The 20,568-nt window shown below is 69.2% G+C and carries 24 protein-coding genes; 13 read left to right on the top strand and 11 right to left on the bottom strand.

Annotated features, from left to right (window positions below):
• Positions 1–8: 8 nt before the first annotated feature.
• On the bottom strand, positions 9–362 hold the full coding sequence (locus tag P0D77_RS05685; protein ID WP_277555272.1) for a DsrE family protein: 354 nt from the start codon (positions 360–362) through the stop codon (positions 9–11).
• 143 nt (positions 363–505) lie between these two features.
• Between P0D77_RS05685 and P0D77_RS05690 the strand changes: the two genes are divergently transcribed.
• The gene (locus P0D77_RS05690; RefSeq protein ID WP_277555273.1) at positions 506–748 is read left to right on the top strand and encodes an Rdx family protein; all 243 of its coding nucleotides are present in this window, start codon (positions 506–508) and stop codon (positions 746–748) included.
• Positions 749–779: 31 nt separating this feature from the next.
• Here the strand turns inward: P0D77_RS05690 and P0D77_RS05695 are convergent, their stop codons facing one another.
• Positions 780–1,448, bottom strand: a complete 669-nt coding sequence (locus P0D77_RS05695) for a class I SAM-dependent methyltransferase (RefSeq protein ID WP_277555274.1) — start codon at positions 1,446–1,448, stop codon at positions 780–782.
• Positions 1,449–1,634: 186 nt separating this feature from the next.
• On the opposite strand from P0D77_RS05695, the gene P0D77_RS05700 reads away from it, so the two are divergent.
• From P0D77_RS05700 to P0D77_RS05715, 4 genes are all read left to right on the top strand, one after another.
• Positions 1,635–1,982 (top strand): hypothetical protein, encoded by a 348-nt coding sequence (locus P0D77_RS05700; RefSeq protein ID WP_277555276.1) that lies wholly within the window; start codon positions 1,635–1,637, stop codon positions 1,980–1,982.
• Positions 1,983–2,051: 69 nt separating this feature from the next.
• Positions 2,052–3,083, top strand: coding sequence for an ABC transporter ATP-binding protein (locus P0D77_RS05705; RefSeq protein ID WP_277555277.1), 1,032 nt, complete (start codon positions 2,052–2,054; stop codon positions 3,081–3,083).
• Positions 3,080–3,859 carry an ABC transporter permease gene (locus P0D77_RS05710; RefSeq protein ID WP_277555278.1) on the top strand — a complete coding sequence of 260 codons (780 nt, stop codon included), beginning with the start codon at positions 3,080–3,082 and terminating at the stop codon, positions 3,857–3,859. Before P0D77_RS05705 ends, P0D77_RS05710 begins: the two co-directional genes overlap by 4 nt.
• Before the next feature lie 60 nt (positions 3,860–3,919).
• Complete coding sequence (locus P0D77_RS05715) at positions 3,920–4,486, top strand: hypothetical protein (protein ID WP_277555279.1); 567 nt, start codon at positions 3,920–3,922, stop codon at positions 4,484–4,486.
• Positions 4,487–4,554: 68 nt separating this feature from the next.
• Here P0D77_RS05715 and P0D77_RS05720 read toward each other — a convergent pair whose 3' ends face one another.
• Positions 4,555–5,556: a S1C family serine protease gene (locus P0D77_RS05720; RefSeq protein WP_277555280.1), complete on the bottom strand. Its 1,002-nt coding sequence runs from the start codon at positions 5,554–5,556 to the stop codon at positions 4,555–4,557.
• 197 nt (positions 5,557–5,753) lie between these two features.
• On the opposite strand from P0D77_RS05720, the gene P0D77_RS05725 reads away from it, so the two are divergent.
• Complete coding sequence (locus tag P0D77_RS05725; RefSeq protein ID WP_277555281.1) at positions 5,754–6,395, top strand: bifunctional 4-hydroxy-2-oxoglutarate aldolase/2-dehydro-3-deoxy-phosphogluconate aldolase; 642 nt, start codon at positions 5,754–5,756, stop codon at positions 6,393–6,395.
• 16 nt (positions 6,396–6,411) lie between these two features.
• Here the strand turns inward: P0D77_RS05725 and P0D77_RS05730 are convergent, their stop codons facing one another.
• Complete coding sequence (locus P0D77_RS05730; protein WP_277555282.1) at positions 6,412–6,657, bottom strand: hypothetical protein; 246 nt, start codon at positions 6,655–6,657, stop codon at positions 6,412–6,414.
• Positions 6,658–6,764: 107 nt separating this feature from the next.
• On the opposite strand from P0D77_RS05730, the gene P0D77_RS05735 reads away from it, so the two are divergent.
• Positions 6,765–7,130, top strand: a complete 366-nt coding sequence (locus P0D77_RS05735) for a VOC family protein (RefSeq protein ID WP_277555283.1) — start codon at positions 6,765–6,767, stop codon at positions 7,128–7,130.
• Between the two features lie 21 nt (positions 7,131–7,151).
• Here the strand turns inward: P0D77_RS05735 and P0D77_RS05740 are convergent, their stop codons facing one another.
• Together P0D77_RS05740 and P0D77_RS05745 are read right to left on the bottom strand one after the other, a co-directional pair.
• Positions 7,152–7,667 carry a hypothetical protein gene (locus P0D77_RS05740; RefSeq protein ID WP_277555284.1) on the bottom strand — a complete coding sequence of 172 codons (516 nt, stop codon included), beginning with the start codon at positions 7,665–7,667 and terminating at the stop codon, positions 7,152–7,154.
• Positions 7,668–7,709: 42 nt separating this feature from the next.
• Entirely contained in the window at positions 7,710–8,453 is a 744-nt protein-coding gene (locus P0D77_RS05745; RefSeq protein ID WP_277555285.1) for a YqjF family protein, read from the bottom strand.
• Between the two features lie 87 nt (positions 8,454–8,540).
• Between P0D77_RS05745 and P0D77_RS05750 the strand changes: the two genes are divergently transcribed.
• On the top strand, positions 8,541–9,434 hold the full coding sequence (locus P0D77_RS05750; RefSeq protein ID WP_277555286.1) for a DUF4349 domain-containing protein: 894 nt from the start codon (positions 8,541–8,543) through the stop codon (positions 9,432–9,434).
• 40 nt (positions 9,435–9,474) lie between these two features.
• Here P0D77_RS05750 and P0D77_RS05755 read toward each other — a convergent pair whose 3' ends face one another.
• On the bottom strand, positions 9,475–10,299 hold the full coding sequence (locus tag P0D77_RS05755) for an inositol monophosphatase family protein (RefSeq protein WP_277555288.1): 825 nt from the start codon (positions 10,297–10,299) through the stop codon (positions 9,475–9,477).
• A 110-nt stretch (positions 10,300–10,409) separates the two neighbouring features.
• On the opposite strand from P0D77_RS05755, the gene P0D77_RS05760 reads away from it, so the two are divergent.
• The 4 genes from P0D77_RS05760 (at position 10,410) to P0D77_RS05775 (ending at position 14,125) form a co-directional block, all read left to right on the top strand.
• Complete coding sequence (locus tag P0D77_RS05760; protein WP_277555289.1) at positions 10,410–12,551, top strand: S9 family peptidase; 2,142 nt, start codon at positions 10,410–10,412, stop codon at positions 12,549–12,551.
• Positions 12,552–12,632: 81 nt separating this feature from the next.
• A complete protein-coding gene (locus P0D77_RS05765) occupies positions 12,633–13,133 on the top strand; it encodes a macro domain-containing protein (protein WP_277555290.1) in 501 nt (166 codons plus the stop codon).
• A 70-nt stretch (positions 13,134–13,203) separates the two neighbouring features.
• Positions 13,204–13,848, top strand: a complete 645-nt coding sequence (locus P0D77_RS05770; RefSeq protein ID WP_277555291.1) for a hypothetical protein — start codon at positions 13,204–13,206, stop codon at positions 13,846–13,848.
• Between the two features lie 67 nt (positions 13,849–13,915).
• Positions 13,916–14,125, top strand: a complete 210-nt coding sequence (locus P0D77_RS05775; protein WP_277555292.1) for a DUF8145 family protein — start codon at positions 13,916–13,918, stop codon at positions 14,123–14,125.
• Between the two features lie 162 nt (positions 14,126–14,287).
• Here P0D77_RS05775 and P0D77_RS05780 read toward each other — a convergent pair whose 3' ends face one another.
• Positions 14,288–15,385, bottom strand: a complete 1,098-nt coding sequence (locus P0D77_RS05780) for a succinylglutamate desuccinylase/aspartoacylase family protein (protein ID WP_277555293.1) — start codon at positions 15,383–15,385, stop codon at positions 14,288–14,290.
• Between the two features lie 91 nt (positions 15,386–15,476).
• Here P0D77_RS05780 and P0D77_RS05785 point away from each other — a divergent pair, with 91 nt between their 5' ends.
• Positions 15,477–16,808: an oxidoreductase gene (locus tag P0D77_RS05785; RefSeq protein WP_277555294.1), complete on the top strand. Its 1,332-nt coding sequence runs from the start codon at positions 15,477–15,479 to the stop codon at positions 16,806–16,808.
• Positions 16,809–16,814: 6 nt separating this feature from the next.
• Here the strand turns inward: P0D77_RS05785 and P0D77_RS05790 are convergent, their stop codons facing one another.
• The 3 genes from P0D77_RS05790 to ribH form a co-directional block, all read right to left on the bottom strand.
• On the bottom strand, positions 16,815–18,773 hold the full coding sequence (locus tag P0D77_RS05790) for a DEAD/DEAH box helicase (RefSeq protein ID WP_277555295.1): 1,959 nt from the start codon (positions 18,771–18,773) through the stop codon (positions 16,815–16,817).
• Positions 18,774–18,900: 127 nt separating this feature from the next.
• Positions 18,901–20,067, bottom strand: a complete 1,167-nt coding sequence (locus P0D77_RS05795; RefSeq protein WP_277555296.1) for a pyridoxal phosphate-dependent aminotransferase — start codon at positions 20,065–20,067, stop codon at positions 18,901–18,903.
• Positions 20,064–20,492 (bottom strand): 6,7-dimethyl-8-ribityllumazine synthase, encoded by a 429-nt coding sequence (ribH, locus tag P0D77_RS05800; protein ID WP_277555297.1) that lies wholly within the window; start codon positions 20,490–20,492, stop codon positions 20,064–20,066. Before ribH ends, P0D77_RS05795 begins: the two co-directional genes overlap by 4 nt.
• Positions 20,493–20,568 lie beyond the last annotated feature (76 nt).

Raw genomic sequence — 20,568 nt, forward strand, 5'->3', positions numbered from 1 at the left:
TTCGCCGTTCAGAACGTGAGGATCTGGTAGTCGTCGTCCACTAGCGAGCGGATGCTTGGGTGTCCCTCGAACTCCGCGAGTCGCTCGATGCCCGCCTCCTCGACGGCCTCGTCGACGTCGAAGGCAGTGGCACAGTAGTCACAGACGGAGACCTCGTCTTCGACGGCCGCGAACAGGTCGTTGTACTGGTGGTCCGCTTCGGGGAGTTCCGCGAGCCACTGCGTGCCCGCGCCGTCGAAGATGACTTCCACCTCGTCGTCGTTCTCGACGAACTCGCGTGCGCCCTCCAGAGCGTTCACGACGCGGCCCAGTCCTTCGTGTCCTTCGGTGCCTGCCAGAATTACGAATGCTGCTTTCGCCATTGCGGCCGCCGGTTTGAGCGTCCCCGTATAGAGTGGCAGGTGGCTGTGCGCGGGCCGCGACCTTACATTGTGTTTGCAAAATCACCCACTGTCGGTGACCTCGGTCGTCGGATTTAGGTCACAGGCGCCCCGAGGCACGTCATATGACGACTGTCGACATCGAGTACTGCGTACCGTGTGGAATGCTGGACCGCGCACAGGACGTCCAAGCAGCCATCCTCGAGGCGTTCGGACAGGAAGTGGAGTCGGTGTCGCTCGTGACCGGCGACAGCGGCGTGTTCGAGGTCCGCGCCGACGGCGACGTGGTCTTCGACAAGGAGTCCGACGAGTTCGACGTCGATGCCATCGTCGACGGCGTCGGCACGCACGTCGGCGCGACGGCGTAACCAGGCGAGTCGACCGGGTCACACCACCACCTCAGTTCTCGTCGAGGACAGCGGTCAAAAGCGCCCAACTCCCGCCGTCGTCGTCGGACACCGTCTCTGCGAGCGTCCGATCGGCGGTCACCCGAAACCCGGCGTCGCGGAGTTGTGCGCGTGTCTCGGGTTGTCCAGGGAACGACCACGCCATCAGTGCGCCGCTGTCGAGCCAATCGGGATTCGCGCCCGACCACCCCTCGTCGCCGGTCGCCGCCGTCACGAGGAGTCGTCCGCCAGGACACAGCGCCCGCGCGAACTCGGCGTACACTGTCGGATGCTCTTCGACGGGGACGTGGATAGTCGACGTGATAGCGGTCACGGCGTCGACGCTGTCGGCGGCCACGGGAAGCCGAGTCATATCGCCCCGGAGGAGTGGCCCATCTGCTCGCTCGCGGGCGATGTCGAGCATCGACGCCGAGAGGTCGATGCCGATGCCCTCGACTCCGTCGGGCACCTGGTGCAATACGGGCGTCCCCTGTCCACATCCGGCGTCGAGGACGCGGTCGCCGACGGAACAGTCGTCGAGAAACGCCTCGACGACGGATGCGGTGGTCAGTTCCTGCGACTCGCGTTCGCGTCGGTACGTCTCCGCCAGTTCGTCGTAGCCGTCGCGAACCGCTGCCCGCTGGATGTGTGGGTCCACGTCGGGGGAGGGGTCGTCCGTCACGTTCGACACCTCCCAGTGACCAGACAAGAATCTTCGCCCGGTGCGTGGGGAGCCGGCACACCGGCCGTGAGGCGCGTTTTTGGTCGCGAGAGGGTGCGACGCACGAGGTGCGACCAACTTTCAATCACTGCTGAACAGCTGACAAAATCTTTTTCATCTTTCGGTTGTACACCAGATGATACTCAAATGGGGATCGAACTGCCTGGCTACTCGGCACGCTCCGCCGGCGCGGTGATGACGGTGTCGGCGACGGCCTCCGTTCCTGCCCTCCCGTCGGTGCTGGATCTGGCCGCCGGTATCGGACTCGCGGAGGGTGCCGTCGGCGCGGTCCTCGCGCTGGCGACGGCGATACGTATCGTCGTCGGCGTCGTCCTCTGTCTGCGCGACGCAGACGGCTGTGATTTCGACGTGCCTGGCGTGCCAGGCGTACCTGACGTTCCCGGCGTGCGGTCGATGCCCGACGTGATCCGAGGGAACGCCCGGCGTCGGCCGTCTCCGCCCGCGACGACGTACGCGCCGATTCCGGCGCGGTGATCGCGCGGCAGTCGCACGCCCGTCCGACGGCTTCGGCACCCTTACTTCCGCGACGCTCGGAGCGTGGGTATGAACGACGCGACGGTCGTCCGCGCCGTCGACGCCCGGAAACGATACGACGAGACGGTCGCACTCGACGGCGTCTCGCTGTCGGTTCGCGAGGGCGAAGTGTTCGGCCTCATCGGGCCGAACGGCGCGGGCAAGACGACGCTCGTGCGCGCGCTCACCGGCACGACCGACGCCGACGGGACGCTGGAACTGTTCGGGACGCCCGCCCGCGAGTCCGACCGCTCGCGACTCGGTCTGCTCCCGCAGGAGTTCGGGCCGCCCGACCGCCTCACTGCCCGCGAGTTGGTCGCCTACTACGGCGGCCTCTACGACGAGTCGCGCCCCGTCGACGACGTCCTCGCGGACGTGGGCCTCGCCGCCGACACCTGGTACGAGCACCTCTCGGGCGGGCAGAAGCGCCGCGCCTGTGTCGCGACCGCCCTCGTCAACGACCCCGACGTGCTGTTTCTCGACGAACCGACGACGGGCATCGACCCGGCTGGCCGGCGCTCGCTGTGGTCGCTGATCGAGTCGCTCGCGGACGGCGGCGTCACCGTCTTCCTCACGAGTCACTCGATGGAAGAGGTCGAGCGACTGGCCGACCGCGTGGGCCTGTTGCGCGACGGCGACCTCGTCGCGGTGGGGACGCCGGCCGAGTTGGTGGCCGACCACGGCGGCCCCACGCGACTGGTCGTCACCGGCCCGGCGGTGACCGCCGGCGCAGACCCACTCCGAGAGGCTGGATTCGCCGTCGAGGTGGGCGAGGAGGAACTCGTCGTCGGCGACGTGGCCCCCACCGATCTGGGAGCGGCGGTCACCGCTCTCGGCGACGCGGGCGTCGAGTACGACTCGCTGACGTGGACGGAACCGACGCTCGAAGACGTGTACCTCAGGCTGACGGGCGAGACGTTCGAGGGAGCGTACACGCCCGGCGCGAGCGCGGTACAGGCGACTGGCGGTGACGGCACCGAGGACGGTGCTTCCTCGACCGCTGCCGACGATGCGTCCGGTGCTGCCGGTGGCGACGCCGCGACGACGGAGGTGGAACGATGAGTCGCGTCGGGCGGATTCGCGCGGAGACGGTCGCGGCCACGCGGTCGTTCCTCCGCCGCCGGACGGCGGTGTTCTTCACGTTCTTCTTCCCGCTCCTCCTCGTGCTCATCTTCGGCGTCCTCGTGCGGACGCAACCGGGCGGTGGCGGCCTGTTCGCGCAACCGGACGCCTACTACCTACCGGGGTATCTCGCGACGGTCGTGCTGTTCACGCCGCTGTCGCGTGTCGGCTCCGAAATCGCCCGCCACCGCGACGGCCACCGCTTCGAGAAACTGGCGACGACGCCGCTGACCCGGGGAGAGTGGCTGCTGGCGCACACGCTCGTCAACGTCGGTGTCATCGGTCTCGCCTCGCTGTTGGTGTTCGCGCTCGTCACGCTCGTCACCGGCGCACAGATTCCCGTCTCCGCCGACCTGTTGTTGCTCGTCCCGTTCGTCGTCCTCGGCGTTGTGCTGTTTTGCGGCGTCGGCTCCGTCCTCGGGCGGGTGTCTGACACGCAAGACGGCGTCATCGCCGCCTCGAACTCGGTGGCGCTTCCCCTCCTCTTTCTCTCGGAGACGTTCGTCTCGCCAGACCTGCTCCCCGAGTGGTTCCTCCCGGTGGTGAATCTCTCGCCGCTCACCTACTTCGCTCGCGGCGTCCGTGCGCTCACGTTCGAAGCGCCGACGGGACCCGGACTGGCGGGGCTGAGTGCGGTCGGGAATCTGGCGATTCTGACGGCGTTGGCGCTCGTGGCGTTTGTCGTCGGCGCGGTCGCGGTGCCGCGCGGGGAGTGACGCGTCGGGGGCGGATCGTGTCGGGGAAATGACTATTACGCCCACGGGAGAACGCTCGGTATGGCCAACGACTTCCTCGACCGGTCCGTGCAGTACTACCGACGGTACGGACCTGGTCGGCTCCCGTTCGCTGGCCGCCGCGACGTCGGCGGCGGCTACGCCGGTGTCTACGCCGCGCTCGGCGGCTGCCTCCTGTTTGCCCTCGTGACGGCCGGCCTCGACCTCCTCAGCTTCGGGACGGGGTTCCTCGGAGTCGCAGCGCTGCTTGCACTCCCGTTCGTCCTCCCAGCGGCGTTCCTCGCGGGGGCCCTGACGTGGCGCGTCTTCCCGACGACTGTCCCCCGATTCGGCACGGTCGCCGGCGTCGTCGCCGCCACCCTCGCGTACGTCCTCGCGGGTACCGCCTTCGCGGTCGTGTTCGCAGTCGCCGAGACCGGCCGGACGGTCGGCACGACCGGCAAACTCGTCGCACCCGAAGTCGCTACGGGGGTGTTCGACGCGCTCGGATTCGGTGGACTCGTCGCACTCACGGCGCTGCTCGTCTCGGCGTGGCTTGTCGTCCCCATCGGTGCGCTAGTTGGGTCAGTTCACGAGCGAAGTCAGCGCGTCCACGCTGGCGCTCGGTAGACGTCCGAGGCGGGCTGGCTGTCGATTCGACCGGCGGCTGGGACGTCGACCGCCGGTTCGTACCGGAGCTATCGAACCGGCACGGTCCCGGCCGTCGCTGGCCGTTCGGCCAACTCGACCTCGATGGTCCGCGTGCCCGTTTCGTCCTCGCGGTACACCGACAGCGAGACGGTCGCGCCGGGTTCGCCGTGGAGGATGAGGTGCCGGACGAGTTCCTCGTGCGTTCGGACCGGTTCGTCGTCCGCGGCCACGACGATGTCGCCGCCGACGGGTATCTCGCGGTCGCCGAGGACAGCCGTTCGGCTACACGCTCGGAGGCCATCGTCGCCGCCGGCGGGGCCGCGCTTGCCGATGTCGACGACGAGGACGCCGCCCGTCTCCGCGAGGCCGTTCGCCTCCGCGACGACGGGCGTCACGTCCATCGTCCGCACCCGGAGGTACGGGTGGCGGTAGAGGCCGTCGGCGATGAGCGTCGGGACGACCCGCCGGATCAGCCGCGCCGAGATGGCGAAGCCGATGTTGTCGCCACCTTTCGCACGGTTGACGCCGATGACTTCGTACCTGCCGTCGGCGGTCGCAGCCACGAGGGGGCCACCGGAGTTCCCGGGATTGATCGCGGCGTCCGTCTGCACCACATCGGGGACGGCGAACCCGCCGTGCATCGGCATCGAGCGGTTGACGCCCGAGACGATGCCAGCCGTAATCGACCCGTCGAGTCCCATCGGGTTCCCGAGTGCGGCGACCGGCCGCCCCGGAATCGACTCCTCGGTCGCGATGGGCAACGGTGCGGCGTCCATCCGGGGCACCTCGACCACCGCGAGGTCGGTGTAGGCGTCGACGCCGACGACCGTCCCCTCTAGCCACGACCCGTCTGCGAAGCGGACACGAACCGTCCGCCGGTCACCGACGACGTGGTCGTTCGTGACGACGTGCGCTTCGTCGTAGACGAACCCCGATCCCGCCCCTCGCGTCTCACCGCCGCCGTCGGCGTACACCGAGACGACGGAGGGAACGACGCTCCGATACAGTTCTTCGTAGTCGGGACCGCTCGCTCCCGTCTGCGTCTCCATCACCTCGGGGAAGTGTCGGGCGGTGATATGGCGCTCGCGGTTGGGTGTATGGCTCGCCCACACGAATCCAGTCGTTCGGTTTCGTCGCGATTTCCGCGCGCTCGTGGGGAGTCTCGATTTGACCCCGAACCGAGCGACTGCGCGGCGAGACCCGCGCATCCACCGGTTTTATTCTCCACCCGAATCGTTACTCGGGTATGAGTACGAGTGATGCGTTCGCGGCGATGCGCGAGTCGGGTATCGTCGCGGTGATGCGCGGTGCGGAGCCGGAGACGGTCGTCGACACGGCCGAAGCGCTCGTCGCCGGCGGCGTGACGGCGCTGGAAGTGACTGCCGACACCGCGGGCGCGACCGAGATGATTGCGACGCTCTCGGAGGAACTGGGCGACGACGTCCTCGTCGGCGCGGGGACCGTCCTCGATTCGGAGACCGCACGGGCGGCTATCGCCGCCGGCGCGGAGTTCGTCGTCTCTCCGTCCTTCGACGCGGGCGTCGTCGAGACGTGCAACCGCTACGGCGTGCTGTGTGCGCCGGGCGTGATGACGCCGACGGAGGCCGTCGAGGCGTACGAGGCCGGTGCGGATATGGTGAAAGTGTTCCCCGCGAAGACGGTCGGCCCGTCACACGTCGCCGCGCTGAAGGGGCCACTCGGCCACATCGACATTATGCCGACCGGCGGCGTCTCGCCCGACAACGCCGCCGACTACATCGAGGCGGGCGCGACGTGCGTCGGTGCTGGGTCGGCGCTGGTCGACCGCGAGTTGGTCGACGCCGGCGACTTCGACGCCATCACCGAGCGTGCGGAGACCTTCCGCACGGTCATCGAGGACGCGCGATAAGCGGGACGCACGCCGACTACTCCTTCTCGTCGGACGAATCGAGCCTATAGTCCGCCGGATCGTACTCGTCGGTCAGCGAGAGGACAAGTAGCGCCCCGAACGCGACGAGCGACGCGTAGAACGGGTCGAACCGGACCGGCCCAATAGTTGCGACGTGGGCCCCCGGACGCGACAGTAGCACTGTCGCCGACAGGCCGCAGACGCCGACGACCGGGTAGAGGTAGTGGTGGAGGCGAGTCAGGGCTCGTAGCGCAGACGGCACACCCGCTCGTTCGTCGCCGGCGACACAAGTGTCTGACTGCTGTCCACACTGGCGACACGGTCACTCTCGACCCGAAAGGATTCGGCCCCGGCGGACGAGCGCCGTGTATGTCTCACCCTGGCGGCCTCGTCTTCTTCCGCACTGCGAACCGCGACCGTGTCGTCGACTGGTACTGCGAGACGGTCGGCGCGACCGTGTGGCTCGAACAGCCTGGCTGTACCATCCTCGACCACGGCGGCTTCCGCTTCGGCTTCTGTGAGGTGGACGACGAGGCGGACACCGAAACCGAGGGTATTCTCACGTTCGTCTACGACGACCGCGCCGGCGTCGACCGGATGCACGACCGCGTCGGTGACGCCGCCCGCGAGGACCCGCACGTCAACGAGCGATACGACATCTACCAGTTCTTCGCGGACGACCCCGACGGACGTACCGCGGAGTTCCAGACGTTCCTCCACGAGTTGCCCGAGTGAGGTCCGACCGACCGCGGGCGCTCACTCGCCGGACTCCACCCGGTGGACCGAGTCTTCGGTCACCCAGTAGACCCACGTCTGCGTAAAGTAGTCGGCGTGCACGACGGTCGACGTGCCGGTGCCGTTCTCCCGTGGCCCGCCGCCGGTGTTGGAGTAGGCCGTGCAGGTGACGACCGCGCGCCACGCACCCGACTCGCGGGTGACCGAGTCGACCTCACACTCGGCGTCGACCTCGGTGGTGTCGTCGTACCACAGCGAGTTGTAGACGTAGCGGTACTCGGTGGTGTTCACGAACTCGCGGACGCTCGACTCGGTAAGCGTCTCGGGCCGATCCGGGCGTTTCTTCGGGCCGTCCGGCCAGTCGAGCGGCGTGCCCGGAACGGTCGTCGCGGACGCAGCGGTCGAGGTGGCCGCGTCGGGCGATGCCTCGGTCGGAGAGTCGGTCGGCGTCGACGGCCCGCCGGGCGTGGAGACGCATCCGGCAGTCACGAGAAGGAGGGCCGTCGCCGCCGCGAGGAGGGCGCTGCGGGGACGCATCGATCGGACCTCCCGTGACGCCCGTAAAGTGCCTTGTGGGGGTCAGTCAGCGTCGACGACGGGAATGTCGACCGCGCGGCCACGGTCGCTGGTCGCGTCGGTGTCGAGACGCCGGATGCGGTCTGCGGTCACGTCCGCGCCGGGCGAGTAGTGGAGGATGGGGTCATCCGTCGGTTCGGCAAAGCCGTTAGCCGCGAACAGGTCGTTTGTCCGTACCTCCCACTCCGCAGGCGCAAGCGGCCACGGATCGTGGTCGATGTCGCCGTAGTAGATGGTGCCGCGGCCCTCTGTGTAGAAGCGGTAGTTCTCGACGAGGAACGCCTCCAGACTCCCCGGTTCGGGCGTGACTGCCTCGCCGGTCGGCCAGTACGTCGCGTCGAAGTCGGCCGGGTGGTCGCGCCGACCCGTCCGTTCACTCCTGACGCGAACCCGGTCGCCGTCGCGCGTCACGTCCATCGACGCGCGGTAGTACGGCAGTCGAAACAGCGACCGCGCGACGCCGACGCCGACGGGGTCGGCGGCATCGAGGCTGAAGAAGTACACCCCGCTCACGTCGCCGTCCGTGACGTACGTACGGAGGTTGAGTTCGGGGAACGACAGGCCGACGGGCGACCCACGCGGGCGAATGTCGGTCATATCGAACGGGACGACGCCGAGGTACGCGTCGCCGTCGTACGTCGCCACCGAGAGGGGATCTGGCAGGCGGGCGGCGACCGTCTCGGGGTCGACGGCCCAGTGGGCGAACAGGGCGTCGCGCCACCGCATCGACAGCAGGCGTCGCTTCATATGGGAAGAACGGGCCGCACAGTGAAGGGTCAAACGGCCTTTTGAGCGTACCGAGCAATTACGGAGAGGGGCGTGGAAGCGGGTCGTATGCGACGTGGTCCACTCGCGGTCGTGTGTCTCGCCCTCCTCGTCGTCCTCGCCGGGTGTGCCGGCGCGGGCGGCGGTTCGAACGCCGCCGACGGCGGCGCAGACGTCGGGGCTACCGGTGGTAGCGAAGCCGCCGCGGAGTCGACGCCCGCAGACGCCTCCGCCGGCGGTGACGACGGTGCCGGCGGCGTGAACGCACAGGTACAGAATCGCGCCATCATCTACGAAGCGACGGTCGAACTCCGAGTCGAGAACTTCTCGACCGCCCGGTCGTCGCTCGTCGCCCTCGCGAACGACCGCGGCGGCTACGTCGGAAGCACGAACCAGGTCGTCCGCGGCGAGGGCAACCAGACGTGGACCGAGGGCCGCATCGTCCTCCGAATTCCGTCGGGCAACTACTCGGGGGCCGTCGAGGGGGTCAGAGGCACCGGCGAGGTGCGCTCGTTCGACGAGTCGACGCGCGACGTGACCAACCAGGTGGTCGATCTGGAGGCGCGACTGGAGAGCCTCCGCGCCGAACGCGACCGCCTGCGTGAACTGTACGACGAGGCCAACGACACCGAGGACGTCCTCGCGGTCCAGCGGGAACTCTCGGACGTGCAAACCGAAATCGAGCGCACGGAGGCACAACTCCAGAACCTGGAGCGACAGGTCGCCTACTCGACCATCGTGGTCGAACTGCGGGAGCCACGGCCTGACTACGAACCGCCCGAGCAGAGTCAGTGGTACGACACGCCCGTGACCGAGGCGTTTCTCGAATCGGTCAACGGCGTCATCGTCCTCGGCCGAGGGTTGATCGTCGTGACGGCGTACGCTCTGCCGTACCTCGCGGTCCTCGCGGTGCCGGCGCTCGGTGGGGTGCTCGGCTTCCGCTACCTCCGGAATCGACCGTAGCGCAGCGAGTCACTCGCCGCCGCTTGCGACGTCGTGACGCTCACTCGGTCGCGTGCGCCGGAAGCGACTCGACGAGTGCGTCCAGCGTCTCCTCGTCGACCGCGCCGACGTAGTAGCCGTCCGTGCTCGTGGAGACGACGCCAGCCTCACTCGCGAGCAGTTCGCCCGCTTCCTGTTCGAACGGGTCGGGATACGCACAGACGATGCCAGCGATGCTCCCCCGGGCGAGCAGCCCCCAGTCGACACACGGCGACCACGTCTCGAGTACCCGTTTACAGCGCTCTGTCAGCGCCGTGCGGACCGCCCGCGTCTCCGCGTGGAGGGCGTCGTCGCGGACGGCGGGCAGGCCGACCACCAGCGAGACAGTCGAACGGTCCAGCGGGCGGTCCCGCGGCGTCGTCGTCAGCGGGTCGCCGTCGAGCGTCGCGCCGTCGCCCTGTACCGCCACGTAGCAGTCGTCGACAAGCGGTTCGTAGATGGCCGCCACGAGCGTCTCGTCGTCGACGCGCGCCGCCGCCGCCGTCGCGATGGAGGGGTAGTCGATGGCGTAGTTGTTCGTCCCGTCCAACGGGTCGACGACCCACTCGACGGGCCCCTCGCCCGGCCGCCCGGACTCCTCGCCGTGCAGCGAGTGGGTCGGGAAGTCCTCGTGGATGCGGTCGAACACGCGTCGTTCGGCCGCCTCGTCGGCCTCCGCTTTCACGTCGTCCGTCTGGAAGTCACCGACCGTCCCGCCGTCGCGAAACCGCTCGGCGAGGTAGTCGCCGGCTGCCCGCACCGCCGCCTCCGCCGTCGCGGTGAGCGCCTCGGGCGTCGGCACGCCCGACCGCTCCCACGCGTCGGCGTCGACACGCTCGTCGTTCATACCGACGAGTGTGCCTGTCACCGCTTTGAGACCGTCGGTTCGCGAGTCGACTCCCGGCCGAGGCAACCGGATGGCGAACGTATTTCCGGCGGCGACCGAACCCACGGAGCATGTCGGAACTCCCGCTCGAGGCGTACTACGACCTGACGCAGGTCGGCGAGGTGGCTGTCTCGCCGACGGGCGACCGGGTCGCGTTCACGACCACCGAGTACGACGCCGAGGCCGACGAACCGGTCGGTTCGCTGTTCGTCGCGCCCGCCGATGGCTCGCGCGACCCACACCGCCTCACCCGCGTTTCTGGGGCGTCTTCGCCCACCTGGGCCCCCGATGGTGACCGCCTCGCGTTCGTCGCCGCCCGCGATGAGGACACCGACCGGAGGGTCGGCCGCGACGACGAGGACGACGACGAGGACGACGACGCGGACGAGGAAGACGCCGAAGCGGCCGCAAACGGCGGTGGCAACGGTGACGACGAACCCACCTCGCAGGTGTGGCTGTTCGACCTCGCACTCGGCGGCGACGCCCGGCAGGTCACCGACTTCGACGAGGGTGCGGAGGAACTCGACTGGGGGCCGGACGGCGACCGCCTCGTCGTCGCCGCGCGCGACCCGACCGACGCACAGCAGGCGTATCTCGACGGCCGCAAGGAGGGCAAGCCAGTCGAGACGGAGCGCCTTCAGCACAAACTCGACGGCGTCGGCTACACCGACACCGTCCGCACGTACCTCCACGTCGTCGACGCCGAGACGGGCGAGGCGGAGCGACTCGACGACGCCCACGGCGGCGGCGCCTACCAAGACCTCTCGGGCCTCCAGCCGAACTGGGGCGCGAACGACCGCATCGCGTTCACCTCCTGCCGGGAGGATAACCCCGACGACACGCTCGTTCGCGACGTGTTCTCCATCGCACCCGACGGCACGGGCCTGCGAAAACTCACCGACGGCGACCTCTCGGCCAACACGCCGGTGTGGTCCCCCGACGGCGAGCGACTGGCCTTCCTCGGCGGCGACCCCGTCAACTGGTGTATCCCGACGCAGGTGTACCTGTACGAGGGCGGCGAGTACGAGTCGCTGACGGCGGATCTAGACCGGACGGTCGCCCGCGGCGGCACGCCGGTCTGGAGCGACGACGACACGCTGTACTCGCTGTTCGCAGACGAGGCCCGCACGCGCCTGATGCGCCTCGACGCGACGGCCGACGGCGGCGACGCCACCGAGCGCACCTTCGAGGCACAGGGTGACGACCGCGCGATGGGCGCGTTCGACCTCTCCGCAGACGGCGAGCGAGCGGCGTTCGTCTTCTCCCAGCCGAGCGACGGCCAGGACGTGTACGGCGTCGACGCGGCGGACCTCGGCGCGGACGAAGAGAGCGAGGCCGCGTCGCTGACGCGCCTCTCCGAGGTGAACGACGACCTCACCGACGAGTACGCGATGCCCGAATCCCGGCGTATCGAGTGGGAGAGTGACGGCGAGACCATCTCGGGCATCGTCTACCACGACCCCGACGTGGACTTGGACGACGGCGACCACCCGCTGGTCGTCGCCATCCACGGCGGGCCCATCAGTTACGACGAACCCGTGTTCAGTTTCGACCACGCGGCGCTGACGAGTCGTGGCTACGTCGTCCTCCGTCCGAACTACCGCGGTGGCTCCTCGTACGGCCGCGAGTTCGCCGAGTCGCTGAAGGGGCAGTGGGGCACCCACGAGGTGACCGACATCGCCAACGGCGTCGCGGACGTGGTCGACCGTGGCTGGGTCGACGACGACCGCGTGTTCGGCTACGGCTTCTCCTACGGCGGCATCGCGCAGGGCTTCCTCGTCACGCAGGAACCTGACCTATTCACCGCGGCCGCGCCCGAACACGGCATCTACGACCTCCGCTCGGCGTACGGGACGGACGACTCACACATCTGGATGGAGAACGAGTACGGCCTCCCGTGGGAGAACCCGGAGGGTATCGACGCATCGTCGTCCATCACGGACGTGGGGAACGTCGAGACGCCGTTGCTCGTCACCGCCGGGCAGGAGGACTGGCGGTGCCCGCCGAGTCAAAGCGAGCAGTTGTACGTCGCCGCCAAGAAGCAGGGCGTCGAGGCCCGCTTGGTCCTCTACGAGAACGAACACCACAACATCGGCACGCCCGACCGTGCCATCCACCGCCTCGAAGAACTCACCGCGTGGTACGAGCGCCACGACCCCGCCGTCGACGACCCCGAGGCGGTGGACCCGCACGGCCGCGAGGACGCGGAGTAGGCCGACACCTTCACCGACCGCGACGGGACTGATCCCAGCCTCGGATCAACGTTTTCACTCGCGAGGTCCGACTTGGCGGATATGGAGTTCACCGTCATCCAAGGCGACATCGCCGACGAGTCCGCCGATGCGTTGGTGAACGCCGCGGGCACGAGCCTCCACATGGGGAGCGGCGTCGCTGGGGCACTCCGCCGCGTCAGCGGCGAGGAACTCCAGGAGGCAGCCGTCGCCGCCGGCCCGGTCCACCTCGGTGAGACGGCCGTGACGGGGGCGTTCGACCTCGACGCCGAGTACGTCATCCACGCCGCGGCGATGCCACACTACGGCGACGGGGAGGCGACCGAAGCGAGCATCCGCGACGCGGCGCGAAACGCCCTCGAAGCCGCCGACGCCCGCGACTGCGAGTCGCTCGTGATCCCTGCGCTCGGAGCGGGTGTCGCGGGCTACGACCTCGCGGAGGGCGCACGGGTCATCGCTGAGGAGATACGCGCGTTCGACGCCGACTCGCTGTCGGACGTGCGCTTCATCGCCTACTCAGACGAGGAGTACGAGACCGTCCGCCAGGCTGTCGACGCGGCGTAGACTCGACGTGGCGTACTGACGACGCAGGTGGCCGAAACGCCGAAGCCCCCGCCGTCGCTATCGGCGGGTGATGCCCTCCCTGCTCGAACGCTTGCTCGGATCGGAGACGCCGGACGAACAGGTCGACCTCGAATCTCGCCAGGAGGCGGCCGACGAGGCGCTCCGCGAGGCTGTCGACGCAAGCGCCCGGTCGGTCGACGACTGCGGCGTCACCGGCGTCGCCGTGGTCAACGAGGGACCAGACGGCGAACCGGTCGTCGTGCCTATCGCGCGCTTCTCGCTCGGTGAAGAAGTCGAGAACCCCGATATGGACCGCGTGTGGGACCTGGTCGGCCTCGCGGCCGAGGCGGTGCAGGGGCCGTTCGACGACGTGTTCGTCCGCCACTACGACGTGCAGTTCACCTTCGACGGTGACGAACTGTTTGAGGCCGAAGCGTGCCGGCGCGTCCTCCTGACCGACGCCCTCGTGGACCGCTACGCGACGGACGCTGGGTTCTCGCTCGCGGACCTCCGCCGCGCCGTCGAGGACGCCGACGACATCGACGACGAGGTGGCCCCCGTCGCGTGGGGTGAGCCCGAAGATTACAGCCGAACTGCAAACGCCGCCGTCGTCACCGGCGGGAGCACCGCGGCGATGGCCGCCGCCGCGGGGGCCGCGGGCGCGTCCTGTGCGGGAGCAGGGGCGGCCGGCGGTGCGGGCGGTGGGGCCTGCTGAGCGTCACGCGCTGTCTGTCCACGGCCACCGGCGAACCGCTTTTCGCTACCGCGCCCATCGTTCACTCGTGCGCGTCCCCGACGACGCTCCCGCGACGTGCCCGACCTGCGGGGCCGACTACGACTCCGTCTCCGTCCACGACGCCGGCCTGTTGGTGAATCTCCTCGACAACGAGCGGTATCGCCGGGTCTGCTTCGAACCCGTCGCTGGCGACGACGGGAAGCCGGTGGTGCAGTTCTACCACCACACACACGAACAGGTCGGCGACGCGGAGTGAGCGGTCGCGGGCGGCCGTGGGGAGACTCGATCGCAGTCGCTCGCTCACGGCTCACTTCGTTCGCCGTTCGCATCGAGGCACTCGCAATGCTCGTGCCTCGCGCTCAGGCCCAGGGCCGTCTTGTTCGAACCGACCGTGAGGGACGGCGCACGCGAGGTGCGCCTACGCCCACGGTCGCTCCGAAAACTCCCCGCTGTCGATCTCTCGCTGAATCTCGGCGGCCGTCTCCTCGTCGACGCTCACGAGGTGACACAGCGGGTGGCCGGGCGCGGCGACGGGGTTCTGCAACGCGCCGACGACGAGGCCGGTGAACGGTGCGCGGATCGCCCGTTCGCGCGTCTTGAAGTGGTCGGTGATGGTGCAGACCGTGTCGCCCTCGTACACCAGCGGCGCGTCGTACTCCATATCGACGAGTCCCCCGGTGTCCGCGCGGAGCCACGTCTTGTCGTTCGCGGCGTCGACGATGCGGCGCCACCCGGGATAGATGACCGACCTGTTGGGGAGCACGTCGAACTCGGCGAGGACGCTCTCGACGCCCTCGAGTCCGCGCTCGATCAGTTCCGGCTGGAAGCGGTGGGCCCGACCCATCTCGATGGTGATGGTCGGGATTCCGGCGGTGGAGGCGACGCTGCGCAGGCTCCCGCCGTCGGCCTCTCCTGAGAGGACGACGTTGCTCCCGAACGCCCGCGCGAGGCGAGCGACTTCGGGGCGGTTCATATCGGCGCGAACGTGATACATCGTCGTTCGCCCGCGCGTGGACGTGTGGAAGTCCAGTCCCAGGTCGCACTGCTTGATGAACGTCTCGTAGATGGCGTTGGCCATCCGCTCGGCCGTGTTCGACCGCGGCTTTCCGGGGAACGAGCGATTGAGGTCCTGATCGTAGATGGGGAGATACCGCTGTTGGGCGAGGTAGCCAGGGACGTTGCAGACGTGGAGACACACGAGCGTCCCGTGGATCTGTGCGGGGGCGTAGCCGTCGGCTACCTCCTGCAACACCTTCACCCCGTTGAGTTCGTCGCCGTGGATGGCCGCCGTCAGAAACACCGTCGGGCCGTCGTGTTCGCCGTTGATCACGGTGACGGGTATCTCGACGGAGTCGCCCAGGTACGTCTCGCCGACCTCGTGGCGGAAGTGGCGTGTCTCGCCGGGGTCGACCTCCGCTTGGTAGCGAAACGGCGTCGGGCCGGGGCTGTCGTCCGTCGGTTCTGTCGCGTTCGTGTCGTCGCCGAGGCCGTTCGAGGGGGCGCTGTCGCCGGGCATACTCCCCCTGCCGACGCGGGCCCGATGAACCTGCCGACGCGTTCGACGTGTCGGGCGAGCGTTCTTGTCGGTGAGCGTGGTACGAGTTTACGTGCCGCACCTCACCGACTCCCTCGACGTCGGGGGCGTCACGCTCCCCAACCGTCTCTATCGCGCTCCCCTCCTCGAACACGCGGGCAACGGCCCCGACGCGGTCGACACGTTGATCGCGGATCTGGAACCCGCCGCGGCCGCCGGTGCGGGACTCGTCTGTCAGGGCGCAACCATCGTCCGTGGCGAGGGCGGGTGTGCAGCGCCGGGGATGACTCGCGTCCACGACCCCGAGTTCGTCGCCGACCTCTCGCGTCTCACGGACGCGATCCACGACCACGGCGGTCGGATCGCGATCCAGTTGGAACACGGCGGTCTGCGCTCGATGGAGACGTGGCACGCGGGCTACCGTGACCGAAATCCCGACGTGCGGCAACTCGCGGTGTCGGACCCGCCGCGACCGTTGCGCCTACTCGACCGCCTCGGCTTCCTCGCGTACGACGCGCACGTCCTCTCGACGGCGGAGTGTCACGAACTCGCCGCCGACTTCGGGCGGGCGGCGGCCGCCGCCGTCGACGCCGGGTACGACCTGATCCACGTCGCGGGCGCGAATATGGGCATCGTCCACCAGTTCGCCTCTCCGTTCTACAACCGCCGTGACGACGAGTTCGGCGACCCTGCGCGTTTCTTCGAGGTACTCCTCGCGGCTATCCGCGATCGCACGGGCGACATTCCGGTGATGACGAAAGTGCCCGCCGAGACGGAGGCTCCACCGGGAATCGGGGCGGCGCTATCGGCCGCCGACTGTGTTCGCCTGTGCCAACGACTGGAGGCGGCGGGCTACGACGCCCTCGTCCCGGTGAACGGCTCCGTCTTCTGGGACATGAGCATCATCCGCGGGGCGTTCCCCGGTCGCTCGTGGCGCGACGAACGCTTCCGCGAGGGGTACGTCGACGCCTTCGGGTCGCGCCCGCGGGCGGCGCTCGTCGCCGCCGCAAACTGGGCCGAGTCACTCGTCTACACGCGGGAGACGGCGTGGAACGCCGACCTCTGTCAGCGCGTTCGAAACCGAGTCGACGTGCCCGTGTTCTGCGAGGGCGGGATCCGCGACCGACCGACTATCGAGGGGCTTCTCGGTGAGGAGGACGACCACGGCCGCGCCGTCGCAACCGACGCCGCGGCCGACGCCGTCGGGATGGCGCGGCCGTTCTACGCCGAACCGGGCCTCCCGGCGCGACTGCTGGCCGAGGCAGACGCACGCGTCGTCTGTGAAGACTGCAACAACTGCGTCGTCCCGCAGGCGGCCGGCGAATCTGGCGTCTGCCGCACCCCGAGCGTCCTCGAACGGGCGGGCGAACTGCGAAAGGCGGGCGCGTACGAGCGAGGAGAGTGACGCCGCTCAGAGTCTCGCCCGCGTCGACGAGAACGCCGGCATCGACACGCCGACCACCTCGGCGAGGGCGTCCGCGGCACCGAGCAGCCACTCTGCACGCTCGATCCGCGATTCGAGGTCGCCCGGCCCGATGCGGTAGGCGTCGACCAGTTCCTCGACGCTCGCGCCTTCGACCCACTCGCGGAGGATGCGGGCGGTCTTCACCGACTCGAGCCACCCCTCGAAGTCGTCGGCCTCCATCATCTCCGTCGTGAGGTGCGCCGCGTTGGATCGTGCGTACTGGTAGATGTCCGCGCGTTCGGCGTTTCCGAGATACGTGTCCACCATATCGGGCGTGTCGCAGACGATCTCCAGCGCGGTGAGTTCAGTCACGTCGTCGGGGTCCATCGCCTCGACCGTCCGCAGGCCCTCGACGATACGAACCCCGGTCTCGGGAGTGACGTACTGCCGGGACACCTGTTCGCCGAGCGGCGTCGCCTCGATGCCGTCGTCGGTGGGTGCGAGGAGGCCGTCGTCGATGAGCGACGCGATGGCGTCGCCGACGACGCCGCCCAGGTCCGGGTTCGGCGTGCGCGAGGCGTAGAACGTGCCTGCAAACGCGTCGAGTACCTCCGCCTGTGACCCCGCGAAGCCGGTGGCGACGAGCGCCAGCGTGTGGGTTCGCAGCGCACCTCTGTCCCTGAGTTTCGACTCGACTCGCTCGGCGTCGGCGGTGACGTACCGCTCCCACAGGTCCTCGCGGCCCTCGTCGTCGCCGGCGACGAGGACCGCCTCGCCGTACGGGTCGAGGTGGGGGCGACCCGCCCGCCCGCACATCTGGTGGACTTCGAGGACGGGCAGCCACTCGGTTCCCGACCCGGTGTACCGCTGTTGGTCGCGGACGACCACCCGCCGTGCGGGGACGTTCACGCCCGCCGCGAGCGTCGGCGTCGCGCAGATGACCGCGAGACGGCGCTCGCGGAACGCCCGCTCGACGAGCGCCCGGTGGTCAGACGAGAGGCCGGCGTGGTGGAACGCGACGCCCCACGCGGCCGACTCCGCGAGTCGCTCGCCGGTGCCGGTTGCGCCCGCCTCGCGGACTTCCTCTGCCACCTCCGCGGCCGCCATCGCGGGGTCGTCGGTCGCGCCGTCGGGGACGACAGCGTTCGAGAGGCGCTCCTCGCGCAGGCGGTCAGCCAGCGCCTCCGCCTCCCGGCGCGAGCGGACGAACGCCAGCGCCTGGCCGCCGTCTTCGACCGCTCCGCGAACCAGTTCGGCCGTCACCTCGGTGTCGGCGTTCGTCTCCGGGTCGGCTGTGTCGACCGGCACGCGGAGGTCGGTACCGTCGTCGAAGCGGACGGTGTCATCCGCGTGGACGCCCACTCGGAGGTCGACCGGCCGCCACGTCGACTCGACCAGGTCCGCGTCCAGCCAGTCTGCGATGTCCTCGGGGTTGTCGACGGTGGCAGACAGCGCGACGATCTGCACGTCAGGTGCCTGCCGCCGGAGCGTCGCCAGCGTCACTTCAAGCGTCGGGCCGCGTCCGGCCGCGCCGAGCAGGTGGACCTCGTCGACGACGACGCACGCCAAGTCCGCCACCCACTCCGCGCCGTTGCGGATGGCGGAGTCGACTTTCTCGCTGGTGGCGACGACGATGTCGTTGCTGGCGAGGTCGCTCGCGGCCGAGTCGTAGTCGCCCGTCGAGATGCCAGCATCGACGCCGGGCAAGGCGTCGAACTCCTCGTACTTCTCGCGTGCCAGCGCCCGAAGCGGGCAGACGTACAGGCCCGGCCCGTCGGCGGTGAGGAGCGCCAACTCCGCGACGAACGTCTTCCCGGAGGCCGTCGGCACCGCGGCGACGACGTTGTCGCCGTCGCACACGCCAGCCTCGACCGCCGCCGCCTGCGGGGGGTACAACTCCTCGATCCCCTGTGCGGCGAAGTGGTCGACGTACTCGGGGGCGAGCGGGAGGTCGGCGACGCGCATTCGATACGCCACATCCGTCGCTCTCGCATATAACTTCCAGCACGGATGCGGGTCTCTCTCCGGAGAGTGGAACGCGGAGAATGGAGTTAGAACGGGTGTTCGTGTAAGAAACGCTCGCCCCGATCGCTCAGTCGTCGCCGAGCAGTCCTTCGTCGACGAGCCGCTGGACGCCCTCACGCAGTCGCTCCTCGCTCGCGGCGTAACTGATCCGGGCGTAGCCGGGCGCGCCGAACGCCGACCCCGGAACGGTCGCGACGTGCGCCTCTTGGATCGCCTCCTCGGCCCACGTCGAGTCGTCGTCGTCGACGGGGAGCATCATGTAGAACGCACCGTCGGGCACTGCCACGTCGACGCCGTGCTCCGCCAGCAGGTCCACGAGCATATCGCGCCGCTGTTCGAACGCTGCGCGCATCTCCTCGACTGCCTCGTCGGTATTGCGGAGCGCCTCGATACCCGCTCGCTGGACGAAGTTCGTCGCACACGAGACGGAGTGGCTGTGGAGTTTGCCCGCCTGCCCGATCAGGTCGCCCTTCGCGTGCAGGTAGCCGAGTCGCCACCCGGTCATCGAGTACGCCTTCGAGAAGCCGTTGATCGTGACCGTGCGGTCGGCCATCCCGTCGAGGCTAGCGAGGCTCGTCTGCTCGACGTCGTACACGATCTCGTCGTAGATTTCGTCGGAGATAACCGCGAAGTCGTGGTCGACGGCGAGGTCGCGCACGCCCTCCAGTGCGGCGTCGGAGTACACTGCGCCCGTGGGGTTCGACGGCGAGTTGACGACGAGCAGCGCCGTCTCGTCGGAGACGGCGGCCGCGAGGCCGTCGAGGCTCTTCTCCAGCGAGAAGCCGTACGCCGACGTGTCGACGCGGGTGAGGTCGCCACCCGCGAGTTTCACCATCGCCTCGTAGGACACCCACGCGGGGTCCAACAGGACCACTTCGTCGCCGTCGTCGATGAGCGTCTGGACCGTCTCGTACAGCGCCTGCTTCGCGCCGGGCGTGACGATGACCTCGTCGGCGTCGGCGTCGATGTCGTCGGCGCGGAGTTTCTCGGCGATTGCCTCTTTCAGTTCGGGGACGCCGTTCGAGGAGGTGTAGCCGGTGTGCCCGGCGTCCATCGCGGCCTTGCCCGCCTCGGTGACGTTCTCCGGCGTCGGGAAGTCCGGTGCGCCGACCGACAGGTCGACGACGTCGTGGCCCTCCGCCTCCAGTTCGCTCGCGGCGTTGGAGATGGCGAGCGTCGCCGATGGCTCCACGCGACCGACGCGGTCGGCGAAGTCGTAACTGAACTCGCTCACGCGGCCACCTCCGGTTCCGGGAGGCTCTCAGCCAGGTCTACGGCCGCGTCTGCGGCCTCGGCACCCTTCTGTACGCGGTCGCGTGCCTCCGCACCGCTCTGTCCGGGGCCGGAGACACCGAACGTGACGGGCGTGTCGCGGTCGATGCTCACGTCCGCGAGTTTACTCGCGGTGGCCTGTCCGATCACCTGGTCGTGGTCGGTGTCGCCGGAGACGATGGTGCCGACGACGGCGACGGCGTCGATGTCGTCGCGGCGGGCGAGGCGGTCGGCCGCCAGCGGCGCATCGTACGCACCGGGCACGTCGACGGTCTCGGTGATCCGTGCGTTGCGGGCCGCGACGGCCTCGCGTGCGGACTCTTCCATCGCCTCGGCGATGGACGCGTAGTATCGCGCGACCACCAGGCCGAGTGTAGTCTCGGTCATTACCGAGGACGATGGTCGGGGCAGTCAAATGCGTACCGCTCGTGGCCGATGTGACCACTCCCGATTCTCCCCGTGT

The organism is Halobaculum limi (assembly GCF_029490015.1).
GTDB lineage: Archaea > Halobacteriota > Halobacteria > Halobacteriales > Haloferacaceae > Halobaculum > Halobaculum limi.